At 66.5% G+C, this 24,984-nt stretch carries 24 protein-coding genes; 16 read left to right on the top strand and 8 right to left on the bottom strand.

Annotated elements, in window-relative coordinates; genetic code table 11:
• Positions 1-278 precede the first annotated feature (278 nt).
• The 3 genes from RALTA_RS12780 to RALTA_RS12770 all read left to right on the top strand — a co-directional run bounded on the left by RALTA_RS12780 (position 279) and on the right by RALTA_RS12770 (position 3,964).
• A complete protein-coding gene (locus tag RALTA_RS12780; RefSeq protein WP_012353854.1) occupies positions 279-2,600 on the top strand; it encodes an NADP-dependent malic enzyme in 2,322 nt (773 codons plus the stop codon).
• Positions 2,601-2,978: 378 nt separating this feature from the next.
• A complete protein-coding gene (locus RALTA_RS12775) occupies positions 2,979-3,350 on the top strand; it encodes a ribonuclease domain-containing protein (RefSeq protein ID WP_012353853.1) in 372 nt (123 codons plus the stop codon).
• Positions 3,347-3,964, top strand: coding sequence for a barstar family protein (locus tag RALTA_RS12770; protein WP_018006331.1), 618 nt, complete (start codon positions 3,347-3,349; stop codon positions 3,962-3,964). Before RALTA_RS12775 ends, RALTA_RS12770 begins: the two co-directional genes overlap by 4 nt.
• Before the next feature lie 82 nt (positions 3,965-4,046).
• Here RALTA_RS12770 and RALTA_RS12765 read toward each other — a convergent pair whose 3' ends face one another.
• The 3 genes from RALTA_RS12765 to RALTA_RS12755 are packed head-to-tail and all read right to left on the bottom strand — an operon-like array spanning position 4,047 to position 5,913.
• A complete protein-coding gene (locus RALTA_RS12765) occupies positions 4,047-4,661 on the bottom strand; it encodes a YidB family protein (protein ID WP_012353851.1) in 615 nt (204 codons plus the stop codon).
• A 56-nt stretch (positions 4,662-4,717) separates the two neighbouring features.
• Positions 4,718-5,479: a 16S rRNA (uracil(1498)-N(3))-methyltransferase gene (locus tag RALTA_RS12760; RefSeq protein ID WP_012353850.1), complete on the bottom strand. Its 762-nt coding sequence runs from the start codon at positions 5,477-5,479 to the stop codon at positions 4,718-4,720.
• Positions 5,479-5,913 (bottom strand): VOC family protein, encoded by a 435-nt coding sequence (locus RALTA_RS12755; RefSeq protein WP_012353849.1) that lies wholly within the window; start codon positions 5,911-5,913, stop codon positions 5,479-5,481. The genes RALTA_RS12760 and RALTA_RS12755 overlap by 1 nt, the downstream gene beginning before the upstream one ends.
• Before the next feature lie 299 nt (positions 5,914-6,212).
• Here RALTA_RS12755 and tkt point away from each other — a divergent pair, with 299 nt between their 5' ends.
• The 4 genes from tkt to RALTA_RS12740 all read left to right on the top strand — a co-directional run bounded on the left by tkt (position 6,213) and on the right by RALTA_RS12740 (position 10,696).
• Positions 6,213-8,246: a transketolase gene (gene tkt, locus RALTA_RS12750; RefSeq protein WP_012353848.1), complete on the top strand. Its 2,034-nt coding sequence runs from the start codon at positions 6,213-6,215 to the stop codon at positions 8,244-8,246.
• Between the two features lie 84 nt (positions 8,247-8,330).
• Positions 8,331-9,329, top strand: a complete 999-nt coding sequence (gap, locus tag RALTA_RS12745; protein ID WP_012353847.1) for a type I glyceraldehyde-3-phosphate dehydrogenase — start codon at positions 8,331-8,333, stop codon at positions 9,327-9,329.
• Positions 9,330-9,419: 90 nt separating this feature from the next.
• On the top strand, positions 9,420-9,671 hold the full coding sequence (locus RALTA_RS30265; RefSeq protein ID WP_147310647.1) for a hypothetical protein: 252 nt from the start codon (positions 9,420-9,422) through the stop codon (positions 9,669-9,671).
• A gap of 29 nt (positions 9,672-9,700) precedes the next feature.
• On the top strand, positions 9,701-10,696 hold the full coding sequence (locus RALTA_RS12740; RefSeq protein WP_012353846.1) for a LysR family transcriptional regulator: 996 nt from the start codon (positions 9,701-9,703) through the stop codon (positions 10,694-10,696).
• Positions 10,697-10,785: 89 nt separating this feature from the next.
• Here RALTA_RS12740 and fur read toward each other — a convergent pair whose 3' ends face one another.
• The gene (gene fur, locus RALTA_RS12735) at positions 10,786-11,217 is read right to left on the bottom strand and encodes a ferric iron uptake transcriptional regulator (protein WP_012353845.1); all 432 of its coding nucleotides are present in this window, start codon (positions 11,215-11,217) and stop codon (positions 10,786-10,788) included.
• Between the two features lie 246 nt (positions 11,218-11,463).
• On the opposite strand from fur, the gene RALTA_RS12730 reads away from it, so the two are divergent.
• From RALTA_RS12730 to RALTA_RS12690, 9 genes are all read left to right on the top strand, one after another.
• Positions 11,464-12,102, top strand: a complete 639-nt coding sequence (locus RALTA_RS12730) for an outer membrane protein assembly factor BamE (RefSeq protein WP_012353844.1) — start codon at positions 11,464-11,466, stop codon at positions 12,100-12,102.
• Between the two features lie 109 nt (positions 12,103-12,211).
• Positions 12,212-13,009: a 4-hydroxy-tetrahydrodipicolinate reductase gene (gene dapB, locus RALTA_RS12725; RefSeq protein ID WP_012353843.1), complete on the top strand. Its 798-nt coding sequence runs from the start codon at positions 12,212-12,214 to the stop codon at positions 13,007-13,009.
• A 171-nt stretch (positions 13,010-13,180) separates the two neighbouring features.
• Positions 13,181-15,802: a leucine--tRNA ligase gene (gene leuS, locus RALTA_RS12720; protein ID WP_041232197.1), complete on the top strand. Its 2,622-nt coding sequence runs from the start codon at positions 13,181-13,183 to the stop codon at positions 15,800-15,802.
• A 44-nt stretch (positions 15,803-15,846) separates the two neighbouring features.
• The gene (locus tag RALTA_RS12715; RefSeq protein ID WP_012353841.1) at positions 15,847-16,362 is read left to right on the top strand and encodes an LPS-assembly lipoprotein LptE; all 516 of its coding nucleotides are present in this window, start codon (positions 15,847-15,849) and stop codon (positions 16,360-16,362) included.
• Positions 16,363-16,376: 14 nt separating this feature from the next.
• A complete protein-coding gene (holA, locus tag RALTA_RS12710) occupies positions 16,377-17,435 on the top strand; it encodes a DNA polymerase III subunit delta (protein ID WP_012353840.1) in 1,059 nt (352 codons plus the stop codon).
• Positions 17,436-17,541: 106 nt separating this feature from the next.
• Positions 17,542-18,822, top strand: a complete 1,281-nt coding sequence (locus RALTA_RS12705; protein WP_012353839.1) for a glutamate-5-semialdehyde dehydrogenase — start codon at positions 17,542-17,544, stop codon at positions 18,820-18,822.
• Positions 18,823-18,886: 64 nt separating this feature from the next.
• On the top strand, positions 18,887-19,309 hold the full coding sequence (locus tag RALTA_RS12700) for a CopD family protein (RefSeq protein WP_012353838.1): 423 nt from the start codon (positions 18,887-18,889) through the stop codon (positions 19,307-19,309).
• A gap of 54 nt (positions 19,310-19,363) precedes the next feature.
• On the top strand, positions 19,364-19,969 hold the full coding sequence (locus RALTA_RS12695) for a 2-hydroxychromene-2-carboxylate isomerase (RefSeq protein ID WP_012353837.1): 606 nt from the start codon (positions 19,364-19,366) through the stop codon (positions 19,967-19,969).
• Positions 19,970-20,032: 63 nt separating this feature from the next.
• The gene (locus tag RALTA_RS12690; protein WP_012353836.1) at positions 20,033-21,286 is read left to right on the top strand and encodes a THUMP domain-containing class I SAM-dependent RNA methyltransferase; all 1,254 of its coding nucleotides are present in this window, start codon (positions 20,033-20,035) and stop codon (positions 21,284-21,286) included.
• A gap of 27 nt (positions 21,287-21,313) precedes the next feature.
• Here RALTA_RS12690 and RALTA_RS12685 read toward each other — a convergent pair whose 3' ends face one another.
• The 4 genes from RALTA_RS12685 to panD all read right to left on the bottom strand — a co-directional run bounded on the left by RALTA_RS12685 (position 21,314) and on the right by panD (position 24,946).
• Positions 21,314-22,360, bottom strand: coding sequence for a response regulator (locus tag RALTA_RS12685; RefSeq protein ID WP_025583858.1), 1,047 nt, complete (start codon positions 22,358-22,360; stop codon positions 21,314-21,316).
• A gap of 241 nt (positions 22,361-22,601) precedes the next feature.
• Positions 22,602-24,077 carry an NAD(P)(+) transhydrogenase (Re/Si-specific) subunit beta gene (locus RALTA_RS12680; protein WP_012353834.1) on the bottom strand — a complete coding sequence of 492 codons (1,476 nt, stop codon included), beginning with the start codon at positions 24,075-24,077 and terminating at the stop codon, positions 22,602-22,604.
• On the bottom strand, positions 24,077-24,418 hold the full coding sequence (locus tag RALTA_RS12675) for an NAD(P) transhydrogenase subunit alpha (RefSeq protein ID WP_012353833.1): 342 nt from the start codon (positions 24,416-24,418) through the stop codon (positions 24,077-24,079). Before RALTA_RS12675 ends, RALTA_RS12680 begins: the two co-directional genes overlap by 1 nt.
• 165 nt (positions 24,419-24,583) lie before the next feature.
• Entirely contained in the window at positions 24,584-24,946 is a 363-nt protein-coding gene (panD, locus tag RALTA_RS12670; protein WP_012353832.1) for an aspartate 1-decarboxylase, read from the bottom strand.
• Between the last annotated feature and the right edge of the window lie 38 nt (positions 24,947-24,984).

The raw sequence follows: 24,984 nt of genomic DNA, 5'->3' as shown, positions 1-24,984 counted from the left end.
CCGGCGTTTCAGCAAGATACTGCCGCGCATCACAGCCATGACCGCCATGCGCTGCGCTGCTTCAGCGTACCGGCGCTACGCTTGCTGGTATTGCCCCGGAGGATGGGGCATATTGTACCGAATCGCAAAGGTGCCCCAAGCAAAAGGCTTATTGTGAAATAGTTTTTCACTATATAAAATGCGGGGTTCCAAAGGAAGAGAAGGGCGGACGCGTGGAGCCGGTCCGCCGATCGTCCCCGCCTTGTCAATGACGGCTCCACCGATTGGAAGATGCGCCGATGACCAGCCCACAGTCCCCGTCCCAAGACGATCTGAAACAGCAGCAGCGCGAGGCGCTGCGCAAAGCGGCGCTCGAGTATCACGAGTTTCCGACTCCCGGCAAGATCTCGGTCACGCCCACCAAGCCGCTGTCGAACCAGCGCGACCTGGCCCTGGCGTATTCGCCCGGCGTGGCCGCGGCCTGTGAAGAAATCGTTTCCGATCCCGCCAACTCGTTCCGCTACACCGCGCGTGGCAACCTGGTCGCCGTGATCACCAACGGCACCGCCGTGCTGGGCCTGGGCGACATTGGCGCCGCGGCATCCAAGCCGGTGATGGAGGGCAAGGCCGGGCTGTTCAAGAAGTTTGCCGGTATCGACGTGTTCGATATCGAAATCGACGAGAAGGACCCGGAAAAGCTGGTCCAGATCATCGCCGCGCTGGAGCCCACCTTCGGTGGCATCAACCTGGAAGACATCAAGGCACCGGAGTGCTTCTACGTCGAGCGCAAGCTGCGCGAGAAGATGAAGATCCCCGTCTTCCACGACGACCAGCACGGCACCGCCATCGTGGTGGCCGCGGCCATCATCAATGGCCTGAAGGTGGTCGGCAAGGACATCGCCAAGGTCAAGCTGGTGGCCTCGGGCGCCGGCGCCGCCGCGCTGGCCTGCCTGGACCTGCTGGTCGACATCGGCCTGCCGATCGAGAACATCTGGGTGACCGACCTGGCCGGCGTGGTCTACGAGGGCCGTACCGAGCTGATGGACCCCGAGAAGGCCCGCTTCTCGCAAAAGACCGACAAGCGCAAGCTGGGCGAAGTGATCGACGGCGCCGACATCTTCCTGGGCCTGTCCGCAGCGGGCGTGCTCAAGCAGGACATGGTCCAGCGCATGGCCGACAAGCCGCTGGTGCTGGCTCTGGCCAACCCGAATCCGGAAATCGCGCCGGAACTGGTCAAGGAAGTGCGTCCGGACGCGGTGATGGCCACCGGCCGCACCGACTACCCGAACCAGGTCAACAACGTCCTGTGCTTCCCGTTCATCTTCCGTGGCGCGCTGGACTGCGGCGCCACCACCATCACGCGCGAGATGGAAATCGCCGCGGCCAATGCGCTGGCTGAACTGGCGCGCCAGGAACAGAGCGACATCGTCGCCACCGCCTACGGCATCCAGGATCTGTCGTTCGGTCCGGAATACCTGATTCCGAAGCCGTTCGACCCGCGCCTGATCGTCAAGGTGGCGCCGGCCGTGGCCGAAGCCGCGATGAAGTCCGGCGTGGCCGCCCGCCCGATCGAGGACATGGACGCGTACCGCCTGCAACTGCAGCAGTTCGTGTACCACTCGGGCACGGTGATGAAGCCGATCTACGCCGCCGCGCGCAAGGTCGAGATGGACAAGAAGCGCATCGTCTTCGCCGAGGGCGAGGAAGAGCGCGTGCTGCGCGCCGTGCAGGTGATCGTCGACGAAAAGCTGGCCAACCCGATCCTGATCGGCCGCCCCGCCGTGCTGCAGCACCGCATCGAGCGCTTCGGCCTGCGCCTGCGCGCCGGCGTGGACTTCACCGTGGTCAACCCGGAACACGACGAGCGCTTCCGCGACTATTCCGACGCCTACTACCGCATGATGGCGCGCCAGGGCATCACGCCCCAGTACGCCAAGCTGGAAATGCGCCGCCGCACCACGCTGATCGGCGCGATGCTGGTGCACAAGGGCGAGGCCGACGGCATGATCTGCGGCACCGTCAGCAACACCGCGGCGCACCTGCGCTATATCGACCAGGTGCTGGGCGGCACCAACAAGGTCTATGCGGCGATGAACGGCCTGGTGCTGCCGGGTCGCCAGATCTTCCTGGTGGACACGCACGTCAACGTCGACCCGAGCGCCGAGGAACTGGCCGCGATCACGCTGATGGCCGCCGAGGAACTCAAGCGCTTCGGCATCGAGCCGAAGGTTGGCCTGTTGTCGCATTCGAATTTCGGCTCGTCCGAGGCGCCTTCGGCGCGCAAGATGCGTGAAACCCTCGCCATCCTGCGTGAGCAGGCGCCCGACCTGGAGATCGACGGCGAAATGCACGGCGACTGCGCCCTCGACCAGAAGCTGCGCGACCAGCTGGTGCCGGACGGCACGCTCAAGGGTGAAGCCAACCTGCTGGTGTGCCCGAACATCGACGCGGCCAACATCTCGTACAACCTGCTGAAGGTTGCCGCGGGCAACAACGTTGCGATCGGTCCGATCCTGCTGGGCGTGAAGGCACCGGTGCATATCCTGACCCCGTCGGCGACGGTGCGCCGGATCGTCAACATGACGTCGCTGGTGGTCGTCGACGCTGCCGCGAAGCGCTAAGCCGCGGGCGCTGGCTCCACGCGGGCCAATATGACGGAAAGCCGGGTTCGCCCGGCTTTTTTTGTCGCCGCGCGGTAGCGGTTAGTATGCGCACACATACGCTTAACATGTTGAAACAATTGAAGAAATCGCGCTGCAACAGAGCCGGGATTGATTAATTGCGTGCATGCGCGTAACCTTACGCCTTTGATACAGGCGCTCGCCATGAGCGCCCCGGTGCGGCCGGTATTCCTCGCGCGACGCTTCACGCAGCGCAGAGGGGCAGGCCAGGGTGGCCCGGACAGATCGTCTACCCAACCAGCGGCAGGCTCGATTTCCGGTTCAACCAAGACAAGCAACGTGGGTTTCCAAGTTTCTCCGACGCGGCAGGCAACGCGCATGCTGGCCCGGTCCCTGACCGGCGCGGCGCTGGTGCTGGCCCTGGCGCAGCCGACGCTGGCACGCCAGGCGCAGACCGAAGGGCTGGGAACCATTGCAGTGCAGCAGTTGCCCAATGAAGCACGGCAGACCCTGGAGCGCATCGAAGCCGGCGGCCCGTTCCCGTATGACAAGGACGGTTCCCGATTCGGCAATTACGAACGCATCCTGCCGCAAAGAGAACGCGGCTATTACCGCGAATACACGGTCAAGAGCGCCAGGAGCCGGAACCGGGGAGCCAAGCGGATCGTCTGCGGCGGGGAACAGCGCGCCGCCAACGATTGTTACTACACGGAAGACCACTACAACAGCTTCAAACGGATACTCAAATGATGACTGACATTTTCGGACTGGGCGACGCCCTTGCCGCCCGCGAAGAGCGCGGCGCCGGAGATGGCTGGCAGCGGGCTCAGCAGCAGGCCCAGAACCTATACGACAACGTGCTGATGATGCCGAGCCAGGAGCTCATGCAAAAACTCCCGCCCGCGACCGCGCCCGTGGCCATGCCCGCCGGTCCCGGTTGGAATGACGGCACCAGCGAGGGGGCCATGAACCTGTTCAAGACGGTGCGTCCGAACATCGTCCAGTCGATCCGCGCCTTCCGCGTGCCGGAACTGGCCCAGGCGGCGGCTGATCTCGGCCAGCATTTCCTCTACGCCAATTGCGCGCATTGCGCGAGCAAGGCGGAGATCCTGGAAACCATCGCCACCTCGTTCACCTTCCCCAAGCATTTCGGCAAGAATTTCGACGCGCTGGCCGACTGCCTGACCGACATGATCTACAAGGCCGGCCCCCAGCCGGGTTTCGTGATCGTGCTGGAGGGGCTGCCGATCGCGCAGAAATTCGACAAGGAAGCGCGCGAAGTGCTGCTCGACGTGTTCCGCGACGCCGCCGAGTTCTGGGGCGAACGCAAGGTGCAGTTCCGCGTGTTCTATTCGTTCGCCTGAGCGCGCCGGGTACGGTTCGGCGGCATATCTGGCAAAAAGCCCGCTGATGCGGGCTTTTTGCTTGTCAGGGCCGGTGTCGCAGTTATTCCTGCACCGGCACATGCCCATGCGGTGTGAGCCGGTCGATCAGTTCCGGCAGGCCTTCGCTCAGCTGCGCCGCCACGTCGTCCTGCGACATGCCTGTGCTCTGCGCCAGCGACTGCAGGGCGCCGGTGTCGTTCAGCGCATCGCTCAACGCCGAGGGCGTCACCGGCTGGTTGGCGCCGCTGCCGATCCAGGAATTGACCTGTTCGCCCAGTCCGGCCTGCGCCAGGATCTGCTGCAGCGCGCCGATGCCGCCGGCGGCCGCGCCCAGCGCCTGGCTGTTGGCCGGCGCGCCGCCCTGGCCGCCGAGCAGGCCGCCCAGCAGCGAGCCCAGGTCGAGCCCGCCAGTGGCTCCGCCGGGCGCGCTGGCGCCGCCGCCGAGCATGCCGCCCAGCAGTCCGCCCAGGCTGCCCAGCCCGCCCAGGCCATCATCGGCCGCCGGCGCGCCGCCGACGGCATCGCCGCCTTGCGCGCGGCCGCGCATGGCCAGCGTGGCCAGCAGGCCCAACGCCATCATCAGCTTGGGGTCGAGCCCGCCAGCCTGGCCGCTCTCTGTGCGCGCGCCGCCGAGCTGCCCGAGCACACCGCCCAGCACGCTATCGAGTAGTCCCATGGTCGACTCCTTTCAGTCAGGGTTGCAACGTAACGCAGGGCCGGGGTGCCCCGTCGTCAGAATCCGCCCAGCAAGGCATTCAGGGTTGCCAGGCAGGCGAGCCCGGCGGTTTCGGTACGCAGGATGCGCGGGCCGAGCGACACGCCGGTGAAACCCGCCTGCAGCGCGGCTTGTTCTTCTTCGGGCGCCAGGCCGCCTTCGGGGCCGATCAGCAACGTGACGCCATCGGCCAGCAAGGCCTCGCGCCGTTCTGCCACCAGCGCCGGCAGCGCTTGCGCGGCACGCGGCGATAGCAGCAGCCTGGTGCCGCCGTTGCCGGATTGGGCGACGCGCGCCAGCCACGTATCCAAGTTAGTGACCTCGGCCACTGCCGGCAAACGATTTCGGCCGCATTGCTCGCAGGCGGCCTGGACCAGCGCCTGCCAGTGCGACTGGCGCTTCTGCGCACGCTCGCCGGACAGGCGCACTACCGAGCGGCTGGCCTGCAGCGGCTGGATCGCCGCGACGCCCAGTTCGACGGCCTTCTCGATCAGCCAGTCCATCTTGTCGCCGCCGGCCAGTCCCTGTGCCAGCGTGACGCGGAAGGGCGGCTCGGCCTCGGCCGCGTCATGCGCGCCGATGCGCGCGAGCGCGTGGCGCTTGCCCAGTTCGACCAGCGTGGCGGCGTGGCTGCCGCCGCGGCCGTCGAACAGCGTAATGGCGTCGCCCGGCGCCAGGCGCAGCACCTGCGCGTGGCGCACTACCGGTTCGGGCAGCGGGAAATCCGACTCGGCAGCCAGCACGGCGTCAGCGCCGCCGACAAAAAATCGTGGCGCCATCAGTTTGCCAGGCCTGCCGGGTTGGCCTGGGCCAGCGGCTTGCCGAAGCCCCAGCGGTAGCCGTCGGGATCCTCGACCATGCAGTAGCGGTCGCCCCAGAACTGGTCGGCCGGCGCCATCAGGCTGACCGCGCCGGCGTCAACCGCGCGCTGGTGCATGGCGTCGACATCGTCGCAATAGACATAGAAGGTTTGCGGGCATTCCACGCCCAGCGAGCGCGGCGTGCGCGCGGTGCTGCCCCACGCGCCCTCGGGCGCGAACATCACCACCAGCTGGCCCTGGTAGTGCATCTCGGCGTGGGTGGGGACGCCGTTCTCGTCGACCACGTTGCCGGCGGTGAAGCCGAAGGCGCGGCCATAGAAGTCCAGCGCGGCGCGCCCGTTGGCGACGGTCAGGTACGGGGTGAGCCAGGGGGTGTTGGCCGGTCTGCTCATGATCGTCTCCTGGTTGCGGGAAACCCGGCGCGGCCATGTGCCGCGCGGTGCGAGAGTGCATCTTACGCGTGCCGCGCTACGCTGTCGAAGTGCCGCGCCACCGCGCGCGCGTGGCGCCGGGGTGAAGCATCAGGCATGCCGGAGCCCGGATGGTTCCGTTGCCGGCGTGTCGCCGACCGGACGGCTTGCGATGATCGCCCGGCCGTGCCGCACGGGGCGTCTGGGAGTCCGGAAAACCCCCTAGCTTCTGCTAAAATTGCGGTTTTCCTGCCGCCAAGGCTTACGCCGATTCCGCCCGCATGTCCGCCCTTGCCCATCCCGCCACAAGTCCTTTTGCTTCCCAGCCCGCCAAGCTGATGGCCGATGCCATCCGCGTGCTTGCCATGGACGCCGTCCAGCAGGCCAATTCCGGCCACCCCGGTGCGCCGATGGGCATGGCAGACATCGCCGTGGCGCTGTGGGGCCGGCATCTGAAGCACAATCCGAGCAACCCGCAGTGGGCCGACCGCGACCGCTTCGTGCTGTCCAACGGCCACGGCTCGATGCTGATCTACGCGCTGCTGCACCTGACCGGCTATGACCTGCCGATCGAAGAGCTGAAGAACTTCCGCCAGCTGCACAGCAAGACCGCAGGCCACCCGGAATACGGCATCACCCCGGGCGTCGAAACCACCACCGGCCCGCTTGGCCAGGGCATCACCAACGCGGTCGGCATGGCGCTGGCCGAGCGCCTGCTGGGCGAGGAATTCAACCGCCCGGGCTTCGACATCGTCGACCACTACACCTATGTGTTCCTTGGCGACGGCTGCCTGATGGAAGGCATCTCGCATGAAGCCTGCTCGCTGGCCGGCACGCTGAAGCTGAACAAGCTGATCGCGCTGTGGGATGACAACGGCATCTCGATCGACGGCGACGTGGTGCACTGGTTCAACGACGACACCCCGAAGCGCTTCGAAGCCTACGGCTGGAACGTGATCCGCGGCATCGACGGCCACGACGTGGTCGCGGTCGACAACGCCATCGCGCAGGCCAAGGCCAGCGACAAGCCCACCCTGATCTGCTGCCGCACCAAGATCGGCAAGGGCGCGCCCAACAAGGAAGGCGGCCACGACGTGCACGGCGCGCCGCTGGGCGGCGCCGAAGTGCTGGCCACGCGCGAGGCGCTGGGCTGGGCCCATGCCCCGTTCGAGGTGCCTGCCGAGGTCTACGACGCCTGGGACGCCAAGGCCAACGGCCAGGCGCTGGAGCGCGCCTGGAATGCGCTGTTCGAATCGTATGCCGAGCGCCACCCGTACGAAGCCGGCGAATTCACCCGTCGCATGAAGGGCGAACTGCCTGGCGCGTTCGACGCCGCCGTCGAGGCCTTCATCGCCAAGTGCGAGGAAAAGGCCGAGACCATCGCCACCCGCAAGGCCAGCCAGAACACCATCGAGGCCTTCGGCCCGGTCCTGCCCGAGTTCCTCGGCGGCTCGGCCGACCTGACCGGCTCGAACCTGACCAACTGGTCGGGTAGCAAGGCCGTGCGCGTGGACGCGTGGGGCAACCACATCAACTACGGCGTGCGCGAGTTCGGCATGAGCGCCATCATGAACGGCATCACGCTGCATGGCGGCTACATTCCCTACGGCGCGACCTTCCTGACCTTCTCGGACTACAGCCGCAATGCGCTGCGCATGGCGGCGCTGATGAAGATCCGCTCGCTGTTCGTGTTCACCCATGACTCGATCGGCCTGGGCGAAGACGGCCCGACGCACCAGTCGATCGAGCACGTTGCCAGCCTGCGCCTGATCCCGAACATGGACGTCTGGCGTACCGCCGACACCACCGAGACCGCCGTGGCCTGGGCCGAGGCGATCCGCCGCGAGAACGGCCCGAGCTGCCTGATCTTCAGCCGCCAGAACCTGCCGTTCCAGCAGCGCGACGACGCCACCCGCGCCAATATCGCGCGCGGCGGCTACGTGCTGCGCGACAGCGTCAATGCCGGCACCGGCCGTCCGGATGCGGTCATCATGGCAACCGGCTCGGAAGTGGGCCTGGCAGTCGGCGCCGCAGACGCACTGGCCGCGGAAGGCGTGCATGTGCGTGTGGTCTCGGTCCCGTCGACCACCGTGTTTGACAAGCAGGACACCGCCTACAAGGCCAGCGTGCTGCCGGCAGGCGTGCCGCGCGTGGCGGTCGAGGCGGGTGTGACGGACTTCTGGTGGAAGTACCAGGTCCAGGCGGTAGTGGGCATCGATACCTTCGGTGAATCGGCCCCGGCCGGCGTGCTGTTCAAGCACTTCGGCTTTACCGTCGACAACGTGGTCCGTACGGTGAAGGACACCCTTATCTAAGCATCCGGGCGCCTGTGCCGCGCGGTGCGCCGCGCGGCAGACGCGGCGCCCGCCGGTTTCAATCGATCCTCAGGAGAGACAGTCATGACCATCAAGATCGGCATCAACGGCTTCGGCCGCATCGGACGCATGGTGTTCCGCGCCGCCGCCGCCAACTTCAAGGACATCGAAGTCGTTGCCATCAACGACCTGCTCGAGCCCGACTACCTGGCCTACATGCTGAAGTACGACTCGGTGCACGGCCGCTTTGACGGCGAAGTGTCGGTCGACGGCAACACCCTGGTCGTCAACGGCAAGAAGATCCGCCTGACCGCGGTCAAGGATCCGGCCGAGCTGAAGTGGGGCGAAGTCGGCGCCGACGTGGTGATCGAGTCGACCGGCATCTTCCTGACCAAGGAAGGCGCGCAGAAGCACATCGACGCGGGTGCCAAGAAGGTGATCATGTCGGCGCCGTCGAAGGACGACACCCCGATGTTCGTGTACGGCGTGAACCACGACACGTACAAGGGCGAGGCGATCATCTCCAACGCGAGCTGCACCACCAACTGCCTGGCCCCGGTGGCCAAGGTGCTGAACGACAAGTGGGGCATCAAGCGCGGCCTGATGACCACCGTGCACGCTGCCACCGCCACCCAGAAGACCGTTGACGGCCCGTCCAACAAGGACTGGCGCGGCGGCCGCGGCATCCTGGAAAACATCATCCCGTCGTCGACCGGCGCCGCCAAGGCCGTGGGCGTGGTGATCCCGCAGCTGAACAAGAAGCTGACCGGCATGTCGTTCCGCGTGCCGACCTCGGACGTGTCCGTGGTCGACCTGACCGTCGAGCTGGAAAAGTCGGCGTCGTACGAAGAAATCTGCGCCGAGATGAAGGCCCAGAGCCAGGGCGCGCTGAAGGGCGTGCTGGGCTATACCGAAGACAAGGTGGTTGCCACCGACTTCCGCGGCGATGCCCGCACCTCGATCTTCGACGCCGAAGCCGGCATCGCGCTGGACGGCACCTTCATCAAGGTCGTGAGCTGGTATGACAACGAGTGGGGCTACTCGAACAAGTGCCTGGAAATGGCGCGCGTGGTGGCCAAGTAATCCGCCGCTTGCAGCCGGGGAAACGCGCCTTCGGGCGCGTTTTTCATTTTTCGGGCAGGATGGCGGCGTGGCGATGGCGCTGCCACAGGCGTGTCAGAAAAGAATGATAAAAGTGGAAGCTCGGGCGCCAAGTGGGCGGGAAACGAAGTGCTCGTTCCGCCGCCGGCAATGTACGCAACTGAGATCAATTGCAGCAAAAATGCGCAATTTATCTGGGTTATGTCGGGGCTGACCGTTTCAGAAATGCCGAATTTGCTTTCCGAGCTTGATTTTTCCTCTTACACTATTAAGACGCTGTTGAAATCTGATGTGCAGCCAGTGCAAGTGGTGGGGCCATCTTAGCTGTGAAAAATCTGACCGGGGGCCTGATCATGGTGAACGTAGACACAAAGCTTCTAGTGATCTTCACCGAGCTGCTGAGCAAGCGTAATGCCACCTACGTGGCTGAGAAGATGCACATGACCGCGCCGGCGGTCTCGCATTCGCTGGGCAGGCTGCGCGAAATCTTTGACGATCCACTCTTTATCCGCGTCCCGCACGGGCTGACGCCGACGCCGCGCGCGCTCGAGCTGGGCCCTAAGATCCGCGACATGCTGGACCTGTGGTCCTCGATCAACGAGGGCGACGCGGACAACTTCGATCCGGCCACCGCCACCGGCACGCTAAGCATCGGCTTTGCCGCGGAACTCGGCGATACGGTCTTCAACCGCTTCGTGCTGCGCATCAAGGCGCTCGCGCCGGACCTGCATATCAAGCTGGTCGAGTCCCACTCCTGGGAAACCGATGTGGCGTCGATGCGCGCCAATGAACTCGACCTGGCATTCTCGCCATTCCCGACCCGACATCCGGAAATCGTCGAGGAAATGGTGACGTCGCTGAACCTGTGGGTGTGCGCCCGCAAGGACCATCCGGTGCTGAAGGGCCACTGCACGCTCGAGCAATACCTGGACTGCGGCCATATCTTCATGGCGCATTCCGGTGGCTCCGGCCGTCCTGCCCCTTCGCTGATCCCGCTCGACTACGCGCTGCAGCAGCGCGGCCTGAAGCGCAATGCATCGCTGACGGTGCATTCGTGGCGTGCCCAGGCCGAACTGGCCTCGCAGACGGACATGATCTTCACGGTCAACGCGCTGACCAAGGACATGGCCTGCGAGACCTATGGGCTGAAGGCCTTCCCGCTGCCGGCGGAGCTGAACACCACGCTCGGCCTGAACATGTTCTGGCACCGCAGCCGCAACACCCACCCGATGCTGGTGTGGGCGCGCGGCCTGTTCCGCCAGGTGGTGGGGGAGTTCGTCGGCCTGCCGCCGGCACGCCCGGCACGGGTGGTGAGCGAGCAGGACCTGCAGGACCTGCAGGCGCGCTGACCGCAGCGGCGGCTGGCCTCCAACAAAAAACCGGCGCCTGGCGCCGGTTTTTTGTTGCCCTTCTGCGCTCCGCCCGGGGAGCGAGCGGCTTATCGTTTGGGTCTGTGGGGACAGTTGGTCTTGGTGCAGTTGCCGTACAGCGACAACGCGTGTTCCTGCAGGGTAAAGCCGCGCTCGCGCGCAATGCTTTGCTGGCGCTGCTCGATCTCGGAATCGAAGAACTCTTCGACCCGGCCGCAATCCAGGCACACCAGGTGGTCGTGGTGCTTGCCTTCGTTGAGTTCGAAGATGGCCTTGCCGGACTCGAAGTTGTTGCGCGACAGCAGCCCGGCCTGCTCGAACTGGGTCAGCACGCGGTAGACGGTGGCCAGGCCGATATCCATGTGCTCGTTGAGCAGGATGCGGTAGACGTCTTCCGCGCTCAGGTGCCGCTGTTCGCTGGTCTGAAAAATTTCAAGAATCTTCAGCCTGGGCACGGTGGCCTTCAGCCCGATATTCTTGAGGTCCGCCGGACTCGGCATGTGGGTGACTCCCTAGAGTACAATGTCTGGATAGTTGAATCATAAGGGTTTTGGCAGCAAAAGTCGCTCGCGCCGACGATGTCCACAGGTCGGCGTCGCGTGTCCGGCAAGCTTGCCGACCCATGTGGTTGCGGCGGCAGATGCCATCCGCTCGTGTGGTGCAATCGGCGCATTTTGCGCCGTTTTCATGCCCACACAGTCCGTTCTCTGCCGCGTTACTTTTCTTTCCCTCCGGAAACGAGATCCATGCGTTCTATCCGTTCGTCCGCCATGCGTCCGACGCTGGTTGTCTCCCTGCTCGCCGCGGCCCTGCTGGCCGGCGCCTGCTCGGCCTACGATTCCACCTCGCGCAAGGTAGCCAACGCCATCACGCCGTACCGGATCAACATCGTGCAGGGTAACTTCGTCTCGCGCGAAGCCGCTTCGCAGCTGCGCGAAGGCATGACCCGCGACCAGGTCAAGTTCCTGCTCGGCACGCCGCTGCTGACCGACGTGTTCCACGCCAACCGCTGGGATTATGTGTTTTCGTTCCGCCGCGGCAATACCTCGGTGGTGCAGCAGCGCCGCTACACGGTGTTCTTCGACGGCGACCGCCTGGTCAAGTTTGGCGGCGACGAACTGCCGTCCGAGTATGAGCTGATCGCCGAAATCGACGGCATGAAAAAGGCGCTCAAGGAGCAGACGCCGGGCAAGATCTCCACCAGCGCGGCCGCCGCCCCGGCACCGGCCGAGCAGCAGACCACGGTCGAGAACTTCGTGCCGCGCCAGGCGCAGCAGCCGGAAGCGCCCAGCGCCGCCGCACAACCGGCGCAGCCCGCCGCCGAACCGTCGGCGCCGGCCCAGGCGACCGCGCCCGCCGACGCGGCCAAGCCAGCCGCCAACTGATCTATCACGCGCGCCGGCCGCCGGCGCGCTGCCGGTTTTCCGGGCCGGCCAGGCATGGCCGGCTCGCTTCCCTTTCGCGCACCGCGCATATTCCGCAGAGCCAGACACCATGAACATCGCCATTGCAGGCGCATCGGGCCGCATGGGCCGCATGCTGATCGAACAAGTGCTGAACACCGAAGGCGTGACGCTGTCGGGCGCGCTCGACGTGCCGGGCTCGCCGGCGCTGGGCCAGGATGCCGGCCTGTTCCTGGGCCGCAACACCGGTGTCGCGATCACGGCGGACCTGGAAGCCGGGCTGGCCGGTGCGGACTGCCTGATCGACTTCACCCGTCCGGAAGGCACGCTGGTGCACCTGGCCGCGGCAAAGCAGCTGGGCGTCAAGATGGTGGTCGGCACCACCGGCTTCGACGAGGCCGGCAAGGCCGCGCTGGCCGAGGCTGCCAAATCGATCGGCATCGTCTTTGCCGCCAACTTCAGCGTCGGCGTCAATGCCACCTTCAAGCTGCTGGAAGTGGCGGCCAAACTGCTGTCGACCGGCTATGACATCGAGGTGATCGAGGCCCACCACCGCTTCAAGGTCGACGCCCCGTCGGGCACCGCGCTGAAGATGGGCGAAGTGATCGCCGATGCGCTGGGCCGCGACCTGAAGACCTGCGGGGTCTTTGCCCGCGAAGGCCATACCGGCGAGCGCGATCCCAATTCGATCGGCTTTGCCACCATCCGCGGCGGCGACATCGTCGGCGACCACACCGTGATGTTCGCCGGCATCGGCGAGCGCATCGAGATCAGCCACAAGTCGTCGAGCCGCCAGTCGTATGCCGACGGCGCGGTGCGTTCGGCCCGTTTCCTGGCCGACAAGCCGACCGGGCTGTTCGACATGCAGGACGTGCTGGGCCTGAAGTAAGGCCGGCCCCGGGGCGGCCAGCACTGCCGCCACGGTTATAATCGATTGCTTTAGCATTGCACGCCGGGCGGGCGCCCACACTGGCTCCCGCCGCTTACCTTCGAACGAATCTTCCCGGATGCCGGCAGGCCAGTTGCCGCGCAGACGCTGTCCTTGACCGCTGTCCCGACCATGCAAGACAAATACCTTCCTTCCGCCGTTGAACAAGCCGCCCAGCAGCACTGGCAAGCCATCGACGCCTATCGCGTGTCGGAGCATGCGGCCGGGCCCGACGGCAAGGAGAAGCCCAAGTTCTATGCCTGCTCGATGCTGCCGTACCCGTCGGGCAAGCTGCACATGGGGCACGTGCGCAACTACACCATCAACGATGTGATGGCGCGCTACCTGCGCATGAACGGCAACAACGTGCTGATGCCGATGGGCTGGGACGCCTTCGGCATGCCGGCGGAAAACGCCGCGCTGAACAACGGCGTGGCGCCGGCCGCCTGGACCTACGACAACATCGCTTACATGAAGAAGCAGATGCAGTCGATGGGCCTGGCGATCGACTGGTCGCGCGAGGTCGCCACCTGCAGCCCGGACTACTACCGCTGGAACCAGTGGCTGTTCCTGAAGATGCTGGAAAAGGGCATCGCCTACCGCAAGACCGGCACCGTCAACTGGGACCCGGTAGACCAGACCGTGCTGGCCAACGAGCAGGTCATCGACGGCCGCGGCTGGCGCTCGGGCGCGGTGGTCGAGAAGCGCGAGATCCCGATGTACTACCTGCGCATCACCGAGTATGCGGAGGAACTGCTGGGCGACCTGGACGGCCTGGGCTGGCCCGAGCGCGTCAAGGTGATGCAGCAGAACTGGATCGGCAAGAGCGTGGGCGTGCGTTTCGCCTTCACCCATGACATCCCGGGCGAAGACGGCAAGCCGATCAACGACGGCAAGCTCTACGTCTTCACCACGCGCGCCGACACCATCATGGGCGTGACCTTCTGCGCGGTCGCCGCCGAGCACCCGCTGGCCACGCACGCCGCGCTGAACAACCCCGAACTGGCTGCCTTCATCGACGAATGCAAGCACGGCTCGGTCATGGAAGCCGACATGGCGACCATGGAGAAGAAGGGCATGCCGACCGGCCTGCAGGTCGTGCACCCGCTGACCGGCGACAAGGTCGATGTGTGGGTCGGCAACTACGTGCTGATGAGCTATGGCGACGGCGCCGTAATGGGCGTGCCCGCGCACGACGAGCGCGACTTCGCCTTCGCCAACAAGTACAGCCTGCCGATCAAGCAGGTGATCGACGTGAAGGGCCAGCCGTACTCGACCGAAGCCTGGCAGGAATGGTACGGCGACAAGGAAAACGGCACCTGCATCCACAGCGGCAAGTATGACGGCCTCGGCTACCAGGCCGCGGTCGAAGCCATCGCCGCCGACCTGGGCGCGATGGGCCTGGGCGAGAAGAAGACTACCTGGCGCCTGCGCGACTGGGGCATCTCGCGCCAGCGCTACTGGGGCACGCCGATCCCGCTGATCCATTGCGACAGCTGCGGCGTGGTGCCGGTGCCCGAGCAGGACCTGCCGGTGGTGCTGCCCGAAGACCTGGTGCCGGACGGCACCGGCAACCCGCTGGCCAAGGATCCGCGCTTCCTGCAGTGCACCTGCCCGTCGTGCGGCAAGCCGGCGCGCCGCGAGACCGACACGATGGATACCTTCATCGATTCGTGCTGGTACTACATGCGCTATACCTGCCCGGACGCCGACACCATGGTCGATGCCCGCAACGACTACTGGATGCCGATGGACCAGTACATCGGCGGTATCGAGCACGCGATCCTGCACCTGCTGTATGCGCGCTTCTGGACCAAGGTCATGCGCGACCTGGGCCTGGTCAAGTTCGACGAGCCGTTCGCCAACCTGCTGACGCAGGGCATGGTGCTGAACGAGACCTTCTACCGCGAAGACGCCTCGGGCAAGAAGCACTGGTACAACCCGGCCGACGTCGACGTGCAGACCGACGAGCGCGGCCGCCCGATGGGCGCCACGCTGAAGGCCGACGGCCAGCCGGTGGTGATCGGCGGCATCGAGAAGATGTCGAAGTCCAAGAACAACGGCATCGACCCGCAGGCGCTGATCGACCAGTACGGCGCCGACACCGCGCGCCTGTTCGTGATGTTCGCCGCGCCGCCCGAGCAGCAGCTCGAGTGGAGCGGCTCGGGCGTGGAGGGCGCGTCGCGCTTCCTGCGCCGCGTGTGGAACTACGGCTATGCCAATGCCGCCGCGATCCGTGACGGCGCCGCCGGCGCGCCGGGCGCGGACGATGCCGAGCTGCGCCGCGAGATCCACGGCGTGCTCAAGCAGGCCAACTACGACTACCAGCGCATCCAGTACAACACCGTGGTGTCCGCCACGATGAAGATGCTGAACGCGCTGGACGACGCCAAGACCGCGTCGCCGGCGGCGCGCCGCGAGTGCTTCGGCATCCTGCTGCGCGTGCTGTACCCGGTGGTGCCGCACATCACCCACGGCCTGTGGGAGCAGCTGGGCTATGCCGCCGAGGCCGGCGACCTGCTTGACGCCCCGTGGCCGCAGGTCGATGAAGCCGCGCTGGTGCGCAGCGAGATCGAACTGGTGCTGCAGATCAACGGCAAGGTGCGCGGCAGCATTACCGTGCCCGCCGACGCCGACCGTGCGGCCATCGAGGCCACCGCCGCCGCCAGCGATACCGTGGCCAAGTTCGCCGAGGGCAAGGCCCCGAAGAAGATCGTGGTGGTGCCTGGCCGCCTGGTCAACGTGGTGCTTTGACAGCGCCGTCCGCCCGCCGGAACCTGACAAAGGAATCGCCAACCATGAAGCGACTGAACCTGGGACGCCGCAAGCTGCTCGCGGCCCTGCTGGCAGTGCCGGCCACGGGCCTGCTGGCCGGCTGCGGCTTCCATCTGCGCGGCAACTCGGACTTCGCCTTCAAGCGGCTGTATATCGGCATCCCGCCCAACTCGCTGATGGGCGCGGACCTGCGCCGCGCCATCCGCGGCGGCTCCGACACCCAGGTGGTGGCCGACCAGAAAGAGGCCGACGCGCTGCTGGACGTGCTGCAGGACACCCGCACCAAGACCATCCTGTCGATCACGACCGAGGGCGTGGTGCGTGAATACCGCCTGACCCAGCGCTTCACCTTCCGCCTGCGCGATGCCGCCGGCAAGGAGCTGATCGCGCCGTCGCAGCTGGTGCTGACGCGCGACCTGACCTACAACGAAGCCAACACGCTGGCCAAGGACTACGAAGAGCAGCAGCTGTACCGCGACATGCAGCGCGATATCGTGCAGCAGCTGATGCGCCGGCTGGCCGCGGTCAAGGCGATCTGAGCGCGCGGGCCGGCATGCAGCTCAAGCTCGACGGGCTCGACGCGCACCTGCGCCAGGCCAAGGCCAAGGGGCTGGCGCCGCTGTACGTGGTGCACGGCGACGAGCACCTGCTGGTGCTGGAGGCGGTCGACCGCCTGCGTGCCACGGCGCGGGAAGCGGGCTTCTCCGAACGCGAGGTGCTGGTGGCCGAGCGGGGCTTTCACTGGGGCCGGCTGGTCGAGGCGCAGCAGTCGATGTCGCTGTTCGGCGACCGCAAGATCGTCGAGCTGCGCATTCCGTCGGGCAAGCCGGGCAAGGATGGCGGCGAGGCGCTGCGCGCCGTGGCCGCGCAGCCGTCGCCCGATGTGGTGATGCTGGTGACGCTGCCGCGGCTGGACTTTGCCGCGTCCAAGTCGGCCTGGTTCCAGGCGCTGGAAGGCGCCGGCGTGTCGATCAAGGTCGACACCGTGGACCGCACCCGCTTGCCGGCGTGGGTCGGCGAGCGGCTGGCGCTGCAGCAGCAGCGCGTGCAAGGCGGTGAGCCTGGCCGGCGCGCGCTGCAGTTCATCGCCGACAAGGTCGAGGGCAACCTGCTGGCGGCGCACCAGGAAATCCAGAAGCTGGGCCTGCTGTACCCGCCCGGCGAACTGAGCTTCGAGCAGGTGCACGACGCGGTGCTGAACGTGGCCCGCTACGACGTGTTCAAGCTGTCGGAATCCATGTTGTCGGGCGACGTGCCGCGGCTGGTGCGCATGCTCGAAGGGCTGCGCGGCGAGGGCGAGGCCACGGTGCTGGTGCTGTGGGCGCTGACCGAGGAAATTCGCGTATTATCCAAGGTCCGGCAAGGGCTGGCGGCCGGCAAGCCGGCGGGCGTGCTGATGCGCGAACTGCGCGTCTGGGGCCCGCGCGAGCGGCTGGTGCCGCAGGCCGCGCAACGCCTGGCGCAGCCACGGCTGGAAGCAGCCTTGGCGCTGGCCGCGCGACTGGACCGCCAGGTCAAGGGCCTGCAGGACCTGCCGCCGCCAGGCGCCGCGCCGCTGCCGGCGGAGCCGTGGGACGGCTTGCAGCAGCTGGCGCTGATGATTGCGCGCTAGGAGTTGCGTTCCTGAGGCGTTTGCTCGCCGAAGGTTTGCTCCCCTCTCCCGCGCGCGGGAGAGGGGAGGAACACACACTGACACGGCCTTTCCCCCGGCCACTGACATGACCGAGTTCGACCTCAACCAATACATGGACCGCGTCGGCCGCCAGGCCCGCGCGGCGTCGCGCGCGATCGCGCGTGCCTCCACCGCCGACAAGAACCGTGCGCTGCTGACCATCGCCGCCGCGATCCGCCGCGATGCCGACCAGCTCAAGGCCGTCAACGCGCGCGACGTCGAGCGCGCCCGCGCCAACGGCCAGGACGCCGCCTTCGTCGACCGCCTGACGCTGTCGGACAAGGCCATTGCCACCATGGCCGCGGGGCTGGAGCAGATCGCCGCGCTGCCTGACCCGATCGGCGAGATCTCGAACATGAAGTTCCGCCCGACCGGCATCCAGGTGGGCCAGATGCGCGTGCCGCTGGGCGTGATCGGCATCATCTACGAGTCGCGCCCCAACGTGACCATCGACGCCGCCGCGCTGTGCCTGAAGTCGGGCAACGCCACCATCCTGCGCGGCGGATCCGAGGCGATTGAATCCAACACCGCGCTGGCCGCGCTGGTGGCCGAGGGCCTGTCCGCCGCCGGCCTGCCGCCGGAAGCCGTGCAGGTGATCGAGACCACCGACCGCGCCGCGGTCGGTCGCCTGATCACCATGACCGAATTCGTCGACGTGATCGTGCCGCGCGGCGGCAAGAGCCTGATCGCGCGCCTGATGGAAGAAGCGCGCGTGCCGATGATCAAGCACCTGGACGGCATCTGCCACGTCTACATCGACGCCGAGGCCGACCTGGACAAGGCCGTGCGTGTCTGCGACAACGCCAAGACCCAGCGCTACGCGCCGTGCAACACCATGGAAACGCTGCTGGTGTCCCAGGACATCGCCGCCGCCGCGCTGCCGCCGCTGTGCCGCATCTACCAGCAGAAGGGCGTCGAGCTGCGCGTGTGCCCGGCCACCCGCGCCACGCTCGAAGCGGCGGGCTTCAGCGGCCTGGTCGATGCCTCAGAGGAAGACTGGCGCCTGGAATACCTGGCGCCGATCCTGGCGATCAAGACCGTCGTTGGCCTCGATCAAGCCATCTCGCATATCAATGAGTACGGCTCGCACCATACCGACTCGATCATCACCGAGAACTACTCGGCGGGCATGCGCTTTATCCGCGAGGTCGATTCGGCCAGCGTGATGATCAATGCCTCGACCCGTTTTGCCGATGGCTTCGAATACGGCCTGGGCGCGGAGATCGGCATCTCCAACGACAAGCTGCATGCGCGCGGCCCGGTCGGGCTGGAAGGGCTGACCTCGCTCAAGTACGTGGTGTTCGGGCACGGCGAGGTTCGGACGTAAGTGCGGCATTCGCTTGCCAGTGGAATTTGGAAGTTGTCGAAAACAATAACGTCATCAGGCACCGATGCTCTGGGTCAAAGCGCTGCATATCGTCTTCGTCGTTTCGTGGTTCGCCGGCCTGTTCTACCTGCCGCGCATCTTCGTCAATCTGGCGATGGAAACCGAAGCCGCCAGCACGCAGCGCCTGCTGTTGATGGCGCGCAAGCTGTTCCGCTTCATGACCATGCTGGCAGTGCCGGCGGTGGTGTTCGGGCTGTGGCTGTACCTCGGCTATGGCATTGGCCGCGGCGCGGGGCAGGGTTGGATGCATGCCAAGCTGGCGCTGGTGCTGGTGCTGATCGGCTACCACCACGGCTGCGGCGTGCTGCTGCGCAAGTTCGAGGCGGGGCGCAACGCGCGCTCGCACAAGTTCTATCGCTGGTTCAACGAGCTGCCGGTGCTGGTGCTGCTGGCGGTGGTGATCCTGGTCGTGGTCAAGCCGTTCTGAGGCTGGCCGCGTTTCGCCTTTATATTGCTGCCTGATTTCGTCTCGGAAACCAACATGAGCAAGCTGGTCGACTACTACCTGACGCCGCAATCGCCGTACGTCTACATGGGCCATGCCCGGTTCAGCGACATCGCCGCGCGCCATGGCGCGCAGGTGAACCTGAAACCGGTCGACCTGGGAAAGGTGTTCTCTGTCTCCGGCGGGCTGCCGCTGGCGCAGCGCCCGCCGCAGCGCCAGGCGTACCGCCTGGTCGAGCTCAAGCGCTGGAGCGAGTTCCTGAACCTGCCGCTGAACCTGGAGCCGACGTTTTTCCCGGTGTCGGGCGACGCTGCCAGCAAGCTGATCATTGCCGCGCAACTGGCGCATGGCACCGCGCGCGCGATGGCGCTGACCGGCGCGATCGGCGCGGCGGTGTGGGCGCAGCAGCGCAATATCGCCGATGCCGCCACGCTGGCGCAGATTGCCGACGAGACCGGCCTGGATGGCGCCGGCCTGCTCAAGGCCAGCGAAGCCCAGTCGGTGCAGGCCGCCTATGCGCAGAACACGCAGGACGCGATCTCGGCCGGCGTATTCGGCGCGCCGTGGTACGTCTACGACGGCCAGCCGTTCTGGGGCCAGGACCGGCTCGATTTTCTCGACCGCGCGCTGGCCGCGGCCTGACCTAAGCTACCGATACTTCCCCGTCCGCCACGGCGGACGTTTTTGTTTGCAGGAATCCCTCTCATGACCCAAGCCTTCTTTGCCCCTTGCCCGCGCGGCCTGGAGAGCGCGCTCGCCGAAGAGCTGCGCGAGATCGCCGCGATGCCGGGCATGGCTGCGCTGGCGCCTTTTTCGGTGCACCAGGAAGTGCCGGGCGGCGTCAACTTCTCGGGCGAGATGGCTGCCGCCTATGCGGTCAACCTGCACTCGCGCATTGCCAGCCGGGTGCTGATGCGCGTGGCCGCGCGCGGCTACCGGCACGAGGACGACATCTACACGCTGGCGCGCGGCGTGCGCTGGGAGCAGTGGTTCTCGCCCGACGAGTCGCTGCGCGTGGACATTACCGCCCACAAGTCGCCGCTGCGCAGCCTCAATTTCACCGCGCTGCGGGTCAAGGACGGCGTCTGCGATGCCATGCGCGAGCGCCTGGGCGCCCGGCCCAGCGTCGATACCGTCAGCCCCGATGTGCGCATCTACGCCCACCTGACCGAGCGCGACTGCACGCTGTATCTCGACACCACCGGCGAGCCGCTGTTCAAGCGCGGCTGGCGCACCGAGAAGGGCGAGGCCCCGCTGAAGGAAAACCTTGCGGCCGGTATCCTGCGCCTGGCGGGCTGGGTGCCGGGCCAGACCTTCCGGCCCTTCTACGACCCGATGTGCGGCAGCGGCACCTTCCTGATCGAGGCCGCGCAGGTGGCGCTGGGCATCGCGCCGGGCGGCAGCCGCAGCTTCGCCTTCGAATGGCTCAAGGGCATGGACACCAAGGCGTGGCAGAAGCTGAAGTCGGACGCGCAGCGCGCCCGCATGCTGGCCTCGGCCGATGAACTGCAGGTGGTCGGTTCGGATATCTCCACCGACATGCTGGCGATCACGCGCGCCAACTGGGAGCGCGCCGGCCTGCCGGGCGAGGCGCGCACCAAGCAGGTGGACGCGCGCTTCGTGCAGCCGCCCTATGACGAGCCGGGCCTGCTGCTGATGAATCCCCCGTACGGCGAGCGCATCGCGGTGCGCGGCCAGCGCCGCGCGCCGGAGGACGAGCTGCCGCGGGATGAAGTCGAAGAGGCCGCCGCCAACCAGTTCGCCAGCGCCTTTGCCACCACCCTGAAGCAGCATTTCGCCGGCTGGCAGGCGTGGGTGTTCACCGGCGACCTGGGCTTTCCGCGCCGGCTGCGGCTGAAGGAATCGCGCCGCACGCCGCTCTACAACGGCAATATCGAGTGCCGGCTGTTCCGTTTCGACATGGTGCGCGGCGCCAACCGGGCACCGCAAGGGGACTGACCGGGGCCGCGCGCCGCCCCTGTGATGTCAGGGGCGCTTGCGCCCCGTCAGCGCGTCGGGGTTGCGGCTGAAATCCGCGAGGAAGCTCTGCAGGCTGACCACCGGCTCCTGCAGCAGGTGGCGCGGCAGGTCGAACAGCGCGTAGAAGAACTCTTCCCTGCCTTCGCAGCGCTCGGCCGGCAGGCAGTATTGCTCCCAGTCGACGCAGGCCGGCGTGTACATGCCGTTGCCGGGCCAGAAGAAGGGCACGAGCCGGCCTTCGCGCAGGCCTTCGATCAGCGCGGCGGGGGCGTCGTAGGCTTCGGCCGACTCCACCTGCGTCATCAGGCCGGCGCGGGTCTCGATCACCATCAGCGTGGCGTGGCCCTGCGCGGTCAGCAGCAGGATGCCGGCGGGATTCGGGTACAGGTAGTACTCGACGAAGCCGTAGCGCGCGGTCAGCTGGCGCACGCGCTCGGTCATGGCCGGATCGGACAGGAACGAGAACGAATGCCGCGTCAGCAGCTCGCGCAGCGTGCGCGACAGCGTGGCGAAGTACGCCTGCTGCATGGCCTCGATTTCCTGGTCCAGCCGCTCCACCATATTGCTGTCGTGCTTTTTCACATAGCGGTCGATCAGCCCGTGGTTGAAGCCCTGCACGGCGATGCTTTCGTCGGCGGTGCCGGTAAGCAGGATGGTCTTGCAGGGCAGGTCCTGCAGCGCCTGGCAGAATTCCAGGCCGTCCATCTGCGGCATCGAATAGTCGACCACCACCACGCCAGGCTGCAGGAAGCGGTTGACGTCGTGGATCTGGCGGTAGATGCGGTCGATATCCAGCTGCACCGTGCGCCGCTCAGTCAGGAAGGTGAGGTCGTCGTGCGTGACGCGCACCGGCAGGAAGCCGGGGAAGCGGGTGGCGTAGGCTTCGCGGATCCACTGCAGCGCTTCGCGCGGGTCGGTGAAGGTAATCACCCCGCGCGTGGCATCCATCTGGAACGCCAGGCTATCGATGAAGGACTTGCTGTCATCCACCAGCACAGTCAGGACCGGGTGATGGAAGACCGACAGGTTCCTGTCGTGCGGATTGAAGGTCATGGAGCGGCGGGCAGGGGTTGGCACAGGCATGGCGCAAGTGGCAAGCCAGCGTGCGTATTCGCAGGCCAGTATAGCGCGCCACGGCTGCCTTGCAAGGCACGCCTGGCTGGCAGCGCCCCCTGGCGGCTGGGCGGCGGGGCGGGCCGGCCCGTGTTTCCGCGGGGCCGCCGGGCGATGACCATGGCCCGCGCCAGGACCGGAAAGATCCCGGCCGGCGCGGAACCGGAGCGGCCTGGCGGCGTCAGTCGACCGCCTTGAACATGTCCTCGACCACCTTCTTGGCGTCGCCGAACACCATCATGGTCTTGTCCATGTAGAACAGCTCGTTATCCAGCCCGGCATAGCCTGCGGCCATCGAACGCTTGTTGACGATGATGGTCTTGGCCTTGTACGCCTCCAGGATCGGCATGCCGGCGATCGGCGACTTGGGATCGGTCTTGGCCGCGGGGTTGACCACGTCGTTGGCGCCCAGCACCAGCACCACGTCGGCCTGGCCGAACTCGCTGTTGATGTCCTCCATCTCGAAGACCTGGTCGTACGGCACCTCGGCCTCGGCCAGCAGCACGTTCATGTGGCCCGGCATGCGGCCCGCCACCGGGTGGATCGCGTACTTGACGGTCACGCCCTTCTCGGACAGCTTCTCGGTCAGCTCCTTCAGCGCGTGCTGCGCGCGCGCCACCGCCAGGCCGTAGCCGGGCACGATGATCACGGTCTCGGCGTTGCCCATCAGGAAGGCGGCGTCGTCGGCCGAGCCCGACTTGACGTTGCGCTGTGCCTGCGCGCCGGCCGCCGCGCCAGCCGACGCATCGCCGCCGAAGCCGCCCAGGATCACGTTGAAGAACGACCGGTTCATCGCCTTGCACATGATGTACGAGAGGATCGCACCGGACGAACCCACCAGCGAGCCGGCGATGATCAGCATCGGGTTGTTCAGCGAGAAGCCGATGCCCGCCGCCGCCCAGCCCGAGTACGAGTTCAGCATCGACACCACCACCGGCATGTCGGCGCCGCCGATCGGGATGATGATCAGCACGCCCAGCACGAAGGCGATCGCCAGCATCACCAGGAACGGCAGCCACTCCTGCGAAATGAAGAAGGCGATGCCGAAGCCGACCATGGCCACTGCCAGCGCCAGGTTCAGCATGTGCTGGCCGGCGAACACCACCGGCGCGCCCTGGAACAGGCGGAACTTGTAGCGCCCGGCCAGCTTGCCGAAGGCGATCACCGAGCCCGAGAACGTGATCGCGCCGACGAAGCAGCCGATAAACAGCTCGATGCGGTTGCCCAGCGGGATCAGGTGCGAGCCGGCCGGGCTGATGCCGAATGCCGCCGGCTCGGCCACCGCCGCCACGGCGATGAACACCGCCGCCAGACCGATCAGCGAGTGCATCGCCGCGACCAGTTCCGGCATCTTGGTCATCTGCACCTTGCGCGCGACGTAGGCGCCGATGCCGCCGCCGACCACCAGCGCGGCGAAGATCAGCACGATGCCGGTGCCCACTGAGGACTGGGCCGTGCCCGCCGCGAGGAAATCGTTCTTCAGCTTGACGATCAGCACCAGCGTGGTCACCACCGCGATGGCCATGCCGATCATGCCGAAGGCATTGCCCTTGCGCGCCGAGGCCGGGTGCGACAGCCCCTTGAGTGCCTGGATAAAGCAAACCGAGGCCACCAGGTAGAGCAGGGTGACGAGGTTCATGCTGACAAGGCCCGCCATCACGCGCCCTCCTTGGCCAGTGCCGGCTTGCCCTCGGGCGCCTTGGCCTTCGGTTCCTTCTTCTTGAACATCTCCAGCATGCGCTGGGTGACCAGGAAGCCGCCGAACACGTTGACCGCCGCCAATGCCACCGCCAGCGTGCCCATCACGCGCCCGACGCCGCCTTCGGTCAGGCCCGCGGCGAGCATGGCGCCGACGATGATGATGGCCGAGATCGCGTTGGTTACCGCCATCAGGGGCGTATGCAGGGCCGGCGTGACCGTCCAGACCACGTGGTAACCCACGTAGATCGCCAGCACGAAGATGATCAGGTTGATCACCGTGTGGTTCACCATCTCCATCGACTTCTCCTCCGTTGCTTTGAAACCGGGATGCTGCGTGTTGCTGTGATTGTTCTATGCAGTATGACGGTGGGGCACGCCAACGGCCCGTGGCTCTTGAATCGCCGGTGGCGTGCTCCCTCTCCCGCAAGCGGGAGAGGGGAGCAACCCCTCAGGGGTTGATATTCAGACCTTCTTGATTTCCTTGATGCCGTTCTTCTCGTTCACCAGGATGACCTTGGGCTTGTAGGTGGCGATCTCCTCGTCCGTCATCGGCGCATAGGTGCAGATGATCAGCTGGTCGCCCAGGTGCGCGCGGCGCGCGGCGGCGCCGTTCAGCGAGATCTCGCCGCTGCCGCGCTCGCCCTTGATGATGTAGGTGGAGAAGCGCTCGCCGTTGTTGACGTTGTACAGCTCGATCTTCTCGAACTCCTTCATGTCGGCAGCGTCCAGCAGGTCCTGGTCGATGCCGCACGAACCCTCGTAGTTGAGGTCCGCCTGCGTCACGGTGACGCGGTGGAGCTTGGCGCGGAGCATGATGCGTTGCATGGGTGATACGTCCTTATATCTGAAGCGAAAGCAGTGGG

This window comes from Cupriavidus taiwanensis LMG 19424, assembly GCF_000069785.1.
GTDB classification, from domain to species: domain Bacteria; phylum Pseudomonadota; class Gammaproteobacteria; order Burkholderiales; family Burkholderiaceae; genus Cupriavidus; species Cupriavidus taiwanensis.
This window is presented reverse-complemented; position numbering and strand designations above follow the sequence as displayed.